Source organism: Clostridium porci, assembly GCF_009696375.1.
Lineage (GTDB): Bacteria > Bacillota > Clostridia > Lachnospirales > Lachnospiraceae > Enterocloster > Enterocloster porci.
On record NZ_VUMD01000003.1, the window covers coordinates 288979 to 301640 of the forward strand.

20 protein-coding genes and 3 tRNA genes are annotated in these 12662 nt (G+C 47.0%); 7 read left to right on the plus strand and 16 right to left on the minus strand.

Annotated elements, in window-relative coordinates; genetic code table 11:
- Window positions 1–274 precede the first annotated feature (274 nt).
- The 13 genes from FYJ39_RS05040 to FYJ39_RS05100 form a co-directional block, all read right to left on the minus strand.
- Window positions 275–685, minus strand: coding sequence for a sigma-70 family RNA polymerase sigma factor (locus FYJ39_RS05040; protein ID WP_154471405.1), 411 nt, complete (start codon window positions 683–685; stop codon window positions 275–277).
- Between the two features lie 92 nt (window positions 686–777).
- Entirely contained in the window at window positions 778–987 is a 210-nt protein-coding gene (locus FYJ39_RS05045; protein ID WP_154471353.1) for a hypothetical protein, read from the minus strand.
- Window positions 969–1166, minus strand: coding sequence for a hypothetical protein (locus FYJ39_RS05050; RefSeq protein ID WP_154471354.1), 198 nt, complete (start codon window positions 1164–1166; stop codon window positions 969–971). The genes FYJ39_RS05045 and FYJ39_RS05050 overlap by 19 nt, the downstream gene beginning before the upstream one ends.
- 60 nt (window positions 1167–1226) lie before the next feature.
- Window positions 1227–2075, minus strand: a complete 849-nt coding sequence (locus tag FYJ39_RS05055; protein ID WP_154471355.1) for a hypothetical protein — start codon at window positions 2073–2075, stop codon at window positions 1227–1229.
- 14 nt (window positions 2076–2089) lie between these two features.
- The gene (locus FYJ39_RS05060; protein ID WP_154471356.1) at window positions 2090–2563 is read right to left on the minus strand and encodes a hypothetical protein; all 474 of its coding nucleotides are present in this window, start codon (window positions 2561–2563) and stop codon (window positions 2090–2092) included.
- 369 nt (window positions 2564–2932) lie between these two features.
- Window positions 2933–3100: a hypothetical protein gene (locus tag FYJ39_RS05065; protein WP_154471357.1), complete on the minus strand. Its 168-nt coding sequence runs from the start codon at window positions 3098–3100 to the stop codon at window positions 2933–2935.
- A gap of 11 nt (window positions 3101–3111) precedes the next feature.
- The gene (locus FYJ39_RS05070) at window positions 3112–3273 is read right to left on the minus strand and encodes a hypothetical protein (RefSeq protein WP_154471358.1); all 162 of its coding nucleotides are present in this window, start codon (window positions 3271–3273) and stop codon (window positions 3112–3114) included.
- A 311-nt stretch (window positions 3274–3584) separates the two neighbouring features.
- Window positions 3585–3761: a hypothetical protein gene (locus tag FYJ39_RS05075; RefSeq protein ID WP_154471359.1), complete on the minus strand. Its 177-nt coding sequence runs from the start codon at window positions 3759–3761 to the stop codon at window positions 3585–3587.
- Window positions 3762–3763: 2 nt separating this feature from the next.
- Window positions 3764–4024, minus strand: a complete 261-nt coding sequence (locus tag FYJ39_RS05080; protein WP_154471360.1) for a hypothetical protein — start codon at window positions 4022–4024, stop codon at window positions 3764–3766.
- Between the two features lie 187 nt (window positions 4025–4211).
- The gene (locus tag FYJ39_RS05085) at window positions 4212–6068 is read right to left on the minus strand and encodes a bifunctional DNA primase/polymerase (protein WP_154471361.1); all 1857 of its coding nucleotides are present in this window, start codon (window positions 6066–6068) and stop codon (window positions 4212–4214) included.
- Window positions 6065–6262: a transcriptional regulator gene (locus tag FYJ39_RS05090; RefSeq protein WP_287848169.1), complete on the minus strand. Its 198-nt coding sequence runs from the start codon at window positions 6260–6262 to the stop codon at window positions 6065–6067. Before FYJ39_RS05090 ends, FYJ39_RS05085 begins: the two co-directional genes overlap by 4 nt.
- Before the next feature lie 4 nt (window positions 6263–6266).
- Window positions 6267–6446 (minus strand): hypothetical protein, encoded by a 180-nt coding sequence (locus FYJ39_RS05095; RefSeq protein WP_154471362.1) that lies wholly within the window; start codon window positions 6444–6446, stop codon window positions 6267–6269.
- 165 nt (window positions 6447–6611) lie between these two features.
- Entirely contained in the window at window positions 6612–6809 is a 198-nt protein-coding gene (locus FYJ39_RS05100; protein ID WP_154471363.1) for a hypothetical protein, read from the minus strand.
- Between the two features lie 144 nt (window positions 6810–6953).
- On the opposite strand from FYJ39_RS05100, the gene FYJ39_RS05105 reads away from it, so the two are divergent.
- Both FYJ39_RS05105 and FYJ39_RS05110 read left to right on the plus strand, forming a co-directional pair.
- Complete coding sequence (locus FYJ39_RS05105) at window positions 6954–7376, plus strand: helix-turn-helix domain-containing protein (RefSeq protein ID WP_195840380.1); 423 nt, start codon at window positions 6954–6956, stop codon at window positions 7374–7376.
- Between the two features lie 43 nt (window positions 7377–7419).
- Window positions 7420–8478, plus strand: a complete 1059-nt coding sequence (locus FYJ39_RS05110) for a site-specific integrase (protein ID WP_235919737.1) — start codon at window positions 7420–7422, stop codon at window positions 8476–8478.
- 38 nt (window positions 8479–8516) lie between these two features.
- Here FYJ39_RS05110 and yyaC read toward each other — a convergent pair whose 3' ends face one another.
- Window positions 8517–9119, minus strand: a complete 603-nt coding sequence (gene yyaC, locus FYJ39_RS05115) for a spore protease YyaC (protein ID WP_154471365.1) — start codon at window positions 9117–9119, stop codon at window positions 8517–8519.
- A 668-nt stretch (window positions 9120–9787) separates the two neighbouring features.
- Between yyaC and FYJ39_RS05120 the strand changes: the two genes are divergently transcribed.
- Entirely contained in the window at window positions 9788–9967 is a 180-nt protein-coding gene (locus tag FYJ39_RS05120; protein WP_154471366.1) for a hypothetical protein, read from the plus strand.
- Between the two features lie 116 nt (window positions 9968–10083).
- Window positions 10084–10188 carry a DUF4368 domain-containing protein gene (locus tag FYJ39_RS05125; protein ID WP_235919738.1) on the plus strand — a complete coding sequence of 35 codons (105 nt, stop codon included), beginning with the start codon at window positions 10084–10086 and terminating at the stop codon, window positions 10186–10188.
- A 425-nt stretch (window positions 10189–10613) separates the two neighbouring features.
- Here FYJ39_RS05125 and FYJ39_RS05130 read toward each other — a convergent pair whose 3' ends face one another.
- Window positions 10614–11537 carry a sugar phosphate nucleotidyltransferase gene (locus FYJ39_RS05130; RefSeq protein WP_154471367.1) on the minus strand — a complete coding sequence of 308 codons (924 nt, stop codon included), beginning with the start codon at window positions 11535–11537 and terminating at the stop codon, window positions 10614–10616.
- A gap of 498 nt (window positions 11538–12035) precedes the next feature.
- On the opposite strand from FYJ39_RS05130, the gene FYJ39_RS05135 reads away from it, so the two are divergent.
- From FYJ39_RS05135 to FYJ39_RS05145, 3 genes are all read left to right on the plus strand, one after another.
- A tRNA-Phe gene (locus FYJ39_RS05135) sits at window positions 12036–12108 on the plus strand.
- Window positions 12109–12111: 3 nt separating this feature from the next.
- Window positions 12112–12182 (plus strand) — tRNA-Gly (locus FYJ39_RS05140).
- 19 nt (window positions 12183–12201) lie between these two features.
- Window positions 12202–12273: transfer RNA gene (locus tag FYJ39_RS05145), tRNA-Gly, on the plus strand.
- A gap of 225 nt (window positions 12274–12498) precedes the next feature.
- On the opposite strand, the gene FYJ39_RS21170 is transcribed toward FYJ39_RS05145, so the two are convergent.
- Complete coding sequence (locus FYJ39_RS21170; protein WP_268890651.1) at window positions 12499–12657, minus strand: tyrosine-type recombinase/integrase; 159 nt, start codon at window positions 12655–12657, stop codon at window positions 12499–12501.
- Window positions 12658–12662: the final 5 nt, after the last annotated feature.

Sequence of the window (12662 nt, forward strand, 5' to 3'; positions counted from 1 at the left end):
ATGGCAAACCTTCCCATTGCCCATATATAGTCTTCCTTGGACAGCTAGCTTTAATCCAAGTAAGCATAGCAGATTCCATATAAATATTTTGTCACATTATGGCAGCATTGTCCCATAATCGTTCGACAAGCTCCCAGGCTTTTCTTCCTTATTTTCTTACGTATTAACGTTGTTCTACATCCTAATCACATCAACTTATACTGTTTTTCTGCTCATTCTGAAAAATACCAGTATCAAATGAGTATCACAAAAGGGGTCTCAAATTGTCACCCCTTCACGCCTCTGCCTGTTGCGATATCGCAACTTCCTGCCTCGCCCGGTCCAGCAGTTCTAAATGCATCCGGCTCCGCTCCTCCCAGTCCATCGCATCCAGAGCCACCCGCTCCGTGCTGCTTGTCCAGGTACGGTTAAAGCTCTCTGCTCCGTTCCCAACCAGGGCCATGCTGTATATCTTCTCGTCCTCCAGGACGAATGGACGCAGCCGTTTAGCATACCGGGACTTGCGCAGCTCCCGCAGGGCCTTGCTGTGTATCTGCCGCACAGCTTCCGGCGTGGTTCCGTATTCCTGGCCTATAGCTCCCAGGGTCATACCGTCCTGGTAGCGTTTCCGGATCACCTCCGTCTGCTGTTCTGGGAGACTACCCACGCAATCCCAGAGGACAGCGCAAAGCTGCTCTCTCTGCATCCGCTCCACGGCATTTTACCGCCTCCTTGTGGCCCCTGTCTGCCCGCCTGATGGCCTGGGAGGCCGTGGGGTCATGGTAACCCTCATGGTTCCTATTTGACATTGTTCAGTATCCTTTCCAGTTCATCAATCTTGCGTTGCTGTTCGTCCGTCCTGATGGCAGACAGAACCGCATTGCACCCCAGGATAATTGTGTTGGCTGTCTTGCTGTCCATCTCGCCATTTGCGACCATATTCATCACCCTGGAAAGCGTCCGGCGTACCTCTGTGGCCGTCTTTGTCTTTAACCTGATTTGGGCCATAGCTGCCCCCTTCCTGCCCTATCCACCAGGGCGTACACAATTTCCTGAAATCGTTCCTCCGTGGTGGCCTCATTAACCAGTTCGTATAGTTCTTCATTGGTAGCATAACTAAAATCCATGGGAGGTTTAGGCGGCATTCTGCTTTGGGCCACTTTTATGAGCCTGTCTATTTTATCCATTCAATCACCTACAAAAACGCCCCAGGCAATCCGCTGGGGAAAGTCCGGGGCGCTCCCTTCTTACTTACTTGCCACTGTCACTGCCTGATAGTAGATGGCCTGGGCCTTATTCTCCAGGACAAACGCATCATAGCAGATACGTCCTTCCACCAACTCACCACTGATTCCGGGCGGATCCTGATGGGTCTTGTAGTCCTCCAACTTTGTGGGAGCTACACATGCCACCGGATGGGCCACCATGAACCCGAAGTCAGCAGGAAGCCGTTTCTTAGGCACTTTTATGACATTAGCGCCATCTAGGTTAGAAATAACCCCCTTAAGCCTTAAATCGTTGCCTATATCTGTCTCCATTATGATATCCTTGCACTGCTTCATCAGCAGGTACACATCCGGCGTCACAACAATGACACGGCCTGTCTCAGGTACTTCCTCATTATCCAAGGCGTTACTTGCCTTGATAATCTCCGTATAGATGTTATCGGCTGTCAGTGCAACCGCTGCCGGCTTCTGACCAGCTCCCGCAGTCATTACCCCATACACATAAGTGTCAACCTCCGGGATAACAACCTCTCTTACCTGTCTGGCCAGGGCAGAGGCCGCAGCAAGCTGTCCGCCGGTCTCGTCCTTGTCCAGCTTATCAATCGCAAAGGTAAAGGAACGGTCCTTTGTTAGTGTAAATTCCTCTGTTGTAGCGTCCAATCCCTGGACCTGTCCATATCTGGACCACTCTCCCGCTGCCGGACCAGAGCGGCCATAATCGTTCATACTGGCTGTTGTGACCTTGTACACCTTAATAGTGTGCGCTCCTGTCCAGCTTAAGTCCTGGTTGGTCAGTAGTGACTTCTTACTCTCTGTTGAAAACAGTTCATCCACATAGGGAAGATATTGGGTTACTAATGATATAGCCATTTAATCAATCCTTTCTAATTCAGCCCCATGGCATTGCGTACAGGATCAACCATGGATGGAAGGCCGCCTCTTGTATTGCCTTCTGCTGGCCTGGCTCCTACAATCTGCACAAAGCCTGTGGGCTTCTCTTCTTTTTTTGCCTTGTCGCCATATATTTTTTGTAATGCATCAAGCTTACTGTCTATATCCTTTTCATCCACACAGGTAATAATATCGGCCAGTTCCTTAGGCATTCCCCGGTCACTGAGCCGTTCCCTGACTATAAGCTTCATCTCCCTGGCCTCCAGCTCCGCAAGCTTCTGGCTGTATTCTGCTTGGGCTTCCTTACTGAGCTGGCTCTTCATCCGGGCAATCCTTGATTGTACAAAGCCGTTTACCTCTTCTTGGGTAAAGAGTTTACCTTCTTTCCCGGCTGCTCCCTGTGTTTCTGATTCAGTCCCCATGTTTTCAGCCTGGGTCTGCTCTGTCATGTTGGTATTTTCTTCCATGTTCTTCTATCCTTCCTGTTTAACGTCCAGTGGACAATATTGGGGACGGATTTTCCCCGCCGCCCCACGGGTCAAATGAGATATTAATAATGAGGGCAAACAAAAAGCGCAGGAACAAGAGAATCCATTTTTGGATTATCCTATTCCCGCGCCTGTTATCTCTAAGGCTTCCGGCCTGGCAGTATATGGGGCCGGGGTACTTATCAATATTCTGTTTGCTTACCACTATTCTACCAAATATGCCGGGGGTATGCAAGCGAAAAGTAAGGTTCTGTCAGACTTCCCGGCGTTTCTATGTATCATTTTTGTGGTTTAATTAGGGGCCAGCCCTGCACTATCGTACAGGAAACCAGCCCCCAACTTGTGACGTTACAACTTTTTCTCGTTGTTCCCCCGTTGTTCATCCAGGAATATGTACGCTTTCATAAACTGTCCATCCCGGTTCCTGGACTTCCTCCAGGTCTTGATATCCGGCCGGAGCCTGTCAAGGATGTGCTGCAGCTCCTCCGGGCGCTCATAGGATACCTTAATCTTCACTGACAGCGCGGTCACCTTCCTTCATGGCCTGTAGCTGCTTTTCGGTTCTCAATCTCCTCATGGATACATAAAATGGCCCCTTCACTAAAGTTTCCCTCTTTTAACAATTCCTGCAATTCAGCATCGGAACACGTGGACAGCAGGAACATAAACGCCTTCTTTGCTTTACTCATTTTTGCATGGCCCTCCTTCTCCTTTTCCGTTCATCTCTAATACCTTGAACCCGTCCCAGATTACAAACCAATGAACAAATGAAGGGAATTCCATGATATCCGTGTTTGTTTACCCAATATTGAAATATCCTTGCTTCGTCCGTTCCGGCCAACCCTGCTACCGGCTGATATTCTGATACCCTCAATTCTTCCTGTATATTCATAGCCCTTTCCTTTCTGGCCGGATTATGCTACTATATAAGTGTGTTTTGTAGTAGCTCCGGCTGCTCCTGGCCCTGTAGGAAGTTCCCGCTTCCTATGGGGCTTTTTCATTAACTAATCTGTCCCACATTAGATTCAATCCCTACCAGCGCCCACACCTTCAGCAGCTCCATGGCCTGCTCCTCTGTGTAACCTTCATCCACGGCAATATCAATCAATTCCCCATAGAAGCGAATTGCGTTCCTGAACGCCTCTTTTGGGTCTGGTCTCATGTATCCATAAGCCATCTTTATTCACCTGCCTTTACAATAGCCGCAGAACCCGGCATGATAAACACAGCCACATCAACGCCTATAATATCAGCATAAAATCCACATCTCGCCATTGCGTGAATAAACTCTTCATGTGTTATATCTGGAAAATAATGCTTAATATATCTAACAATATATCTTGAATTGTATGAATACTGAAAAATTTTTGAATGTATTAAGTTCCTCAAAATCCACTTCTCATATTCCATTTGTTTATCCATTACTTTATTAAGGCTCAATTTATCAATCCCCTCTATACTTAATCGCACCTATACCCATAGGCTCCGTGACCCTGTACGGTGAAAACCCTTACTTTATGCGGCCTGTGCGTACTCGGTCAGTGAACCAGTACGAGCTTTCGTACTCTCGTACTCGGTCAAGGTGAACCAGTACGTATAAAGCCTTATAAATACTATATTTTTTATCCTACTCGGTCACGTTTTCACTGGGTATAGGATTGGTCAATTTACAATAATGAACCTTGGGTTTAAATCCTCTACTAAAATAAGTAATCGTTCCGGCCTTCTTTAACTCTGCCTTAGCCCTCTTAAGCGTTTCCCCACTCACCCCTTGGGCCTTCATCATCCCGTCAAGGTCGGCAGTTTCCTTCTCCCCGTCCTTCAGGTAGTCCAGTATGAAGGTCTTGGCATCCTCACGAGCCGGGGCCTGATACGTGGCCGCCGTAGCTGCTGTCACATAGTCCTTATCTTTCTTATCCGTGTAGCCCTCAAACTCTACCTTCCCGGAATCCAGCCGGAATAGAACCGTTTGGGCCTGCGGGCCATAATTGCTTTTCTCTTGGGATATGTAGCGTAAACCGTCATTGGCCTCACCAGCAATAAGCACGCTCCTGGCGATATCCCATATATCAGCACTATCTGCTATGCGTTTCCTTCCCCATAGCCCTACTTGCTTATTGGTATGGACAATAATAATAAAGGTCGTTTCATACTTCTCCCCCAGGCCAATCAGAGGGTTTAAACATGCCCTCATGGCGTTCCTCTGTCCCATCTGAATATCAGGCGGCACATAGCTCTGCAGGGGGTCAAATATCACCAGTTCCGGTCTGTACTCCTTTATCAATTCTTCCAGCAGAGGGGCGTTAAACTTAATCTCCGGGAATCGTTCATCTGCCAAATCCAGTGATAGAACATTCTCTAGTTTTGCCCCAGACCTCCGCAGCCTCCCCTTCAAGGTATATTCCGCTGAATCCTCAGAGGAAAAGAACAATACTCCCCCTGGTAAACAATCCTTTGCAAAAGGGTTATCCTGGTTAAGGAAGCACGGCCCGCCACTGCTCACCGCTGCCGCTATGGAACACCATATTGTAGTTTTTCCGGAACCGCCATCCCCGGCCAGAACTGTTATTTGCCCTCTGGGTATGTAATCCGTTACCAGCCATTCCGGTTCCTTTTCCTCCACGGTATCCATTGATACGAGGTTTACAGGCCCTTTCTTGATGATTGGCTGGAAACTCCGCGTCTTATGGTTATAAGTGGCTGTATACGGAGCCGTTCCCTTCTGATAGCGTGTAAGCGCCGGGAATACCTCTTTTTCAAGTTCCTGGTCTGTTAAAGGTGGAACGCATTTGGCTTCGTTCTCGGCCCTCACAGCCGCCCTAATCGCCTCGTCTGAAAGCCCTTTAGCCTGTTGGCTGCATACCAGTTTGACCATTGCCGTTGTCCGCTGTCCGTCCGGTATCTGCTCCGGTAATTCAAAAAGAATCGGCTCCGGCTCCCGTGAAGCAGGGCCTACAAGGAAGTCGAATACCGCCCCGTTTGCTTCTGCCAGGGGATATAGCATAGGGTCCTGCTCCCACTCATAGGTATTTCCATTAGGGTGTATACTTGGCGGCGCTACAATATAGCCTCCATCCCCTCTTATATCTATCCCTTCATATATTCCAGCGCGGTTCCTAACAGTGGATGTGTCATGGTAAAAATAGTGGTATCCACCACGGCCAGTTATTGCCAACCATGTGTTATCTGGTAACTTTCCGTGTTCTGCTTCCCACTCTCGGAGCGTCACACGGCCGTCTATCCCCTTATCCTTGTCCACATCCAGGTCAATCACCACAAGGCCACCTGAGACGGCCCCTGTGGCTATTCCTATGTTTGCCGTGGGCCACCTGTTCCACCAGCTTTCAATTTGCGCCGGCTCCTTTGAAGCATCCTTTAACCCATGCTCTGTAAGTGGCTGCTTACTCTTAGGCTTAACAGGGAATACGGCCAGTCCCAACCTGCTGTAATACAATGCGTATTCCTTCATGTTTCCATCTTTCAAGCGCCCACCCCGCTTTGTTCATCCTCCAGCCCTACCCGCTCCATAAAATACTTCCTGGGTATCTGGCCAGACCTGATTATGTACCCCTTGGCCTTAAGCTCCGCATTTAGCTGCTTAATGATTGCGTAGCTGTGGCTGATGGAATAGTTCATAATCTCGCCGACCTCTGCCGCGCTAAGATACTGTTTACTCACTCGTTTAACACTCCTTTCTCCTGTTATGTTCTGCTTCAACCGCCTTCCGCAGCTCCGCAAGCTCCTGGTCAATGATGGCCAGATCCGGGCCATACTCCGGCTTCCAGTCAATTCCTGAATGGTTCAAAATGTATAGGCGGCGTTCTACTAACTTTAAATATCTGCTAACCTCTTTATCTGTCATGCCACCATCTCCTTTTCTTGTTGCGATTTCGCAACGGTTGTGACGTTACAACTTTTTAGCCCTGGCCAGAACGGCCACCGCCTGCTCAGATTGAGCCCCCGCCGCAGATTTGCGCTGGGGTGATGTGAGGGGAATCTTCCCTCATGCTATGCCGCCCCCGGCATGTTATTCGTCTGCTAAAATTTCAGTTACATCAACGCTCAGGGCTGCCGCTATGCGGCCCACTGTGGCAGGTTTGCAGCTTCCACGGCTGTAAACCTTACACAGTGTAGGAATCGGCATTTCTGCCTTCTTGGCCAGCGTATCACGGTTGAGTTGCGCCCTGGCCATTGCGATTTCAAGCTTCCTCTTGTCTACCTTCAACCTCTCACCTCCTTTATACTTTTGTATCTATATTAACCGATACTTTTGTACTTGTCAATGTTTTTTATACTTTTGTATCTATACATACACAATTAAATATGATATTCTATAATTACATATCGAAAAAAAAGGAGAATGACATATATGTCGAATATCCAAAAAATACGAAAAGAAAGGGGATTTACTCAAGCTGAACTTGCAAAAAAAGCTGGTATTTCAGAAATATCTATAAGAAAATACGAAAGTGGTGAGAGAAGGCCAAAAATCGAAACCTTAAGCAAGATTGCCATAGCTTTAAATATACCTGTTGCAGATTTATTTGAAGGTGATCCCAGAGATTTTGCAGTACCGCCTGGAAAAATACAATTAGGTGATGGCGAAAATGCAATACTTGTTGACCCTATAGAATTTCAGAAAGTATTTAACAGAATTGTGCAAAGAAGTTGTCCTAATCCTGTAAGTATTTTACTTGAAGAATTTTATAAGCTATCACCCACAGGGCAAGACATGGCTATAAAGCAAACAAAACTATTAACGAAAATACCGGAGTATCAGAAAAAAGACTAATCTCCCCTCATGCTATGCCGCCCCCGGTCAGGATGAAAGGAAGATGAACATGCCATCATATTATGATGATAAGCAAAAAACTTGGTACTGCAAATTCTACTATGTGGATTGGACAGGCCAGCGCAAGCAGAAGCTTAAACACGGCTTCTCTCGCCAGCGTGATGCAAAGGACTGGGAGCGTAGCTTCCTGGAGAGGCAGCAGGGAAGCCCTGATATGACCTTCCAGGCGCTCTATGACCTCTACACAGAGGACATAGCACACAGGCTTAAGTATTCCACCATTCGCAACAAAAAGGGGGCTTGTGAGCGCCACATAGTCCCCTATTTTAAAGATAAGCCTATTAATGAAATTACCCCCGCCGATATACGGCAATGGCAGAGCAAAATACTATCCAGCACCTTAAAAGACACTTACCAGCGCCAGATCTACAACCAGCTCAATGCCGTGTTAAATTTTGCGGTACGATACTACGGGCTCCCCCGGAACCCATGTGGCATTGCTGGCCCTATAGGCAAGGCCAGAGCCAGCAGAATGGACTTCTGGACACTGAATGAATTTAATCTATTTATCAGCCAGATACAGAATCCCCACCTCTATGCTGCTTTCATGACCTTATACTATACAGGTGTGCGCTGCGGCGAATTATTTGCTCTGAATCTGGAGGATGTGAACCTGAACGCCGGAACTATCCGTATATCCAAAACATATCACCGGATTAACCGTCAGGATGTAATCACATCACCCAAAACAGAAAACAGCATCCGCGATATTACTATACCGCAGTTCCTGACTGATTGCTTATCTGATTATGCCGGACGTATTTACGGAATCAGCCCAGAAGACCGGCTCTTTCAGACCACCCAAAGCAAGCTGATCACCGCCATGAAGAAATACAGCGCCCTGGCAGGGATTAAACGCATCCGCATCCACGATGTCAGGCACAGCCATGTCTCCCTACTCATTGATATGGGGTTCTCCCCTCTCCTTATTGCTGAACGTATCGGCGATACTGTGGATATGGTCAATAATATTTACGGCCATCTCTATCCCAATCGGCACAATGAGGTTGCCGACAAATTACAGCAATTAGTATCAAAGTAGTATCATCCACACATTTTTAAAGCCTGATTATGCCGCATTTATTGGTATGACAGGCTTTTTTTCCATAATCGTTCGACACGGCAAATACTTTCACAAATACAGTCTGCCATCTTCATCACCATAGACAAACGCACGCTCTGGAGCATCACCGGATCACGGCTGTTGCAGCCTCCTACGATTCCCGTAATGGAAATATCCCCTACCGCTTCCAGCTCCTTGGACACTCCCAACCCCGGCTGCAGGGCTCCCCTGCCCAGAGTAGCATAGCCCACATGATCCGCGCTCCCTACGGAGGCGTCAATCGCCACAACCACATAGTCTGGAAAATGAAGCCGTATATACCGGGCGTAAAGATCCAGATTCATGGCGTGCACAGGCTTATCCAAAGTTCCCACAACAGCTGCGCCGGAAAGCCTGCGCCTCTGGAGCTTATGTCCGATCAGAGGGCCTAAGCTGTCCCCTGTAGATCGATCCGTTCCGATGCATAAATACATGACTCCTGACTTTCCTTTCAGAGCCATTTCATTGTCAATCAGCCTTCCCAAATCTATAGCAAACCGATCCGCGTCGAAGCCTTCCGAAGTATTATAGTAGGATATTTCTTCCCTTTTTTGTATATTAAATGTCTTCCACAATTTCATAGCCAAGCTGATCACCTAACACTTATTTTCATTATCATTTCCCGGTTATGGGAGCTGTTTTTATAGTATAGACTTGGCCTGGTGAAATTATGCATAGAAAAAAGTTGAGCCCTTAAGAATGGTTTGGATGTACCTCTCGATCCAGACCGCTTATATCTTCTTTTTCAACAGGTGAAACCAGTTCATCCTATTACACCGGAACAAGGCTTTTGGCAAACCAGCCGGCAAATTCAGCCGCTGCCTCCTTAAGCCATCAGCTGCTTATCCTCTCTTCTCTACGAGAGAAGGGCTTAAATCCAATTTCAAAAGCTGATCAGAAAGCATGGAGAACAATCCAGCTTAACAGCTGACAAATAGGCTGCAATAAAAAACGGGCATGTCGATTCTTTCGGGCGCAAACGGTTTATCTGTTTAGTCCCGCTCGTCTGCCCAACAGCGAAGACGGGAAAAGCTGATTTCCCTTTTATATACTTGCTACCTACTCAATTTTTAGGAATGGGCGGGAAAGGAATGGAACGGACAAGAGAATTTGAGAATAGCGGTTTTCTACCTGAACAGAACAATCCGCTGAACGAAACCGTATGCTACAAAATCGGAGGGACGATCTTTGAAATCGAAACCTCCTGCGACAGATATTTGCGCTGTTCTTTAACGGTGCAGGCGCGTTTATGGAAATGGCGCATATGCAGAGGTTTTTGGAAACGGAAAAGGAAGCGAAGAAACGCAAATGGGAAATCACCCAAGCGGAAAAACGCACCGCAGAGCCTAACCGCATTTTTAATCATATCTATGAGGATGATATAAGCGGTGCAATCAATCATAAACGGTTTATGAAGCTGTCCGCCTAGTATGAGGCGAAACAGAAAGAATTAACAGAGAAGGTCAAGACAGACCGGGAAATGGTAAGTGCCTACACCAGGACAAGGCGGATTTTGACATCTTCGCCGCCACTATCCGTCAAGTATTGGGAACTACGGAGCTGATGCCTACGATTGTCAGTCATTTTGTGCAGAAGATAATCACCCAATCTCCCGACACGTCAAGCGGACACCGCCGGCAGAGGATATAACTTGTATGAAATTTTATCGGGGAAGTCAATTTTCCAAATGACGGGCAGACCATTGAACGGCAAAGGACGAGCAAGACAGCATAGCAATTCGCCATGCAATCCTGCAACATTTATTTTCCTTCCTTATGGGTGCGCTCCAGAAACAGAAGCCGCTTAGCGCTCAGCCCGGCATGGATCAAGCCGGTAGCTTGAGTCACGCAACTGTACCCTTACTGCCAAAAACCAGTAGGTTCGGTGTGCTACTGAATCAGTCTAAGTGAATTTCTCTGAATGTATTTCCTTTATACTGCGTAATTTATCGGCCGATAAACGCAGTGGCATCAATTCAAGCAAATTTATAATCGTTTCCTGCACTTCCTGGAACGATTTCCACCTCACAGCAACCTCCCATTGCAGCAAGATCCCTCTGCAATATATAAAGTCTGCTAAGAATACAGCCCAGACTTATACACACCTGCTTCTATCAGCCCTTTAATAGCATCAACAACTGCCCGCTTATCTTCCTTATAGGTCACGCCAAACCACCGATCCGGCGTATCCAGTACCCTTACTCTGGCTCTTCCGCTCTGTACCAACTGGTCTATAATCCTGGGAAGCAAATACTCAGACTTCACATCCCCCTCCTTCAGGGAAGAGAGAAACCGCGGAAATCCCCTTTCCAGCTCATCCAAAAAGCCCGCTGGAAGTCCCCACATATTCATGGAAACAGGCTGGCCGAGTCTGACAGAAACAGGATTACCCCCCTCATCAGTGGCATGAAGTCCATCCTCCTTCAGCTGGATGTTGTAGGTTTCTGTTACGTTGAGAAGGATGCCCTCATCGTCTACCTGGCATACGCCTCTAGTTACAGTACCGTTATCGCTTAAGGTATTGGAAAGGACGAAGCCTCCCATACAAAGGTCATAAATTTCAGACTCCGTATCCATGACATTTACCATATAATCATGAATCCGGCAAAATCCTTCCTTTCCATAGTAATCGTCTGCGTTAATGACCAGAAATGGTCCCTTCACCATACCCTTTACCATAAGAACTGCCTGACCGGTTCCCCAAGGCTTGGTTCGTCCCGGCGTTACTTTAAATCCGGCTGGAAGAGCATCCAGCTCCTGATAGGCATATTCTACTGGCAGCACTTTCTCAATCCTGTTTCCAATAATCTCCTTAAAATCCTTTTCAAGATCCTTCCTTATGATAAAGATTACTTTATTAAATCCGGCCTCCATAGCATCATGAATAGAATAATCCATGATGATTTCTCCGGCAGGCCCTACTGGCTCCAGCTGTTTTATCCCCCCGCCAAACCGGCTGCCAATTCCTGCCGCCATAATCACCAATGTGGTTTCTCTCATCTGTAAGCTTCTCCTTTAACAATCCTGAACTGATTCTGTAAATATCCATAGTATATCACATTTACTTCTAAAAGGCAAAAGAAACCTCGGGCTTTGCCTGACCAGCATTCATCCAGCCCCCCACATACACATCCGGGCCTTCTGACGGCTTCTGGCTATCCGATCCGCAGCACATACAGCAATAGGGTTCCTGGAATAACGGCTGGGACTGTACAAACATTCGCCTGCAACAGCTGTCTGCAATATATTTAGAATATGGATTACTGCCGTGATAGTATTATATATGATGATACTAAACTGAATACTGGATTTATGCCCGGATCGTTACAAAGAAAAGCTGGTTTATATAGGAGGAGCTGAATAGTGCTAAAATATTAATATGTGTTAAATTTTAAAAAATATATTGACTTTTAGTTAAAAACTGGGTAGAATATTAACGTTGCCGATATACGTAGGATAAGGTTTCACTCCTGTCTTCGCTTTTAGGCAATCGCAAATGCCCAGATAGCTCAGTTGGTAGAGCAGAGGACTGAAAATCCTCGTGTCGTTGGTTCGATTCCGACTTTGGGCACATGCAGGTGTAGTTCAATGGTAGAACACTAGCCTTCCAAGCTAGATACGTGGGTTCGATTCCCATCACCTGCTTTATTATTGTATTATTTTTGCGCGAGTGGCTCAGTGGTGGAGTATCGCCTTGCCAAGGCGAGGGTCGCGGGTTCGAATCCCGTCTCGCGCTTTTTTTATTGGCTGGAATTTCCTTGATTTACAAGGAGTTTCAGCCTTTTGCGTTCTCCAAAATGTTGTAGACAGTTGTAGACACTTCTCATTCTGTCCAAATGGAGAAATAGCGGTATGGTTCGAGTCCCGTCTCGCGCTCTTTTAATTAGTAGCGGAATCCTTGATTTATCAGGGGTTCCGCTATATTTGTGTGTCTTTCAGGCTGTAGACAGTTGTAGACAGCTTACAAAGCCTTAGATATGAGGTCATAGGTTTCTTTCTCCGTCAATGGATTGTAGATATATCCAAGGGTGGTATTTAAGTTGCTATGTCCCAGCAATTCCCGTATACAGTCCAGCGGCACGCCACTGGCGTTTAGGTTGCTGGCGAACGTCTTTCTCATTTTGT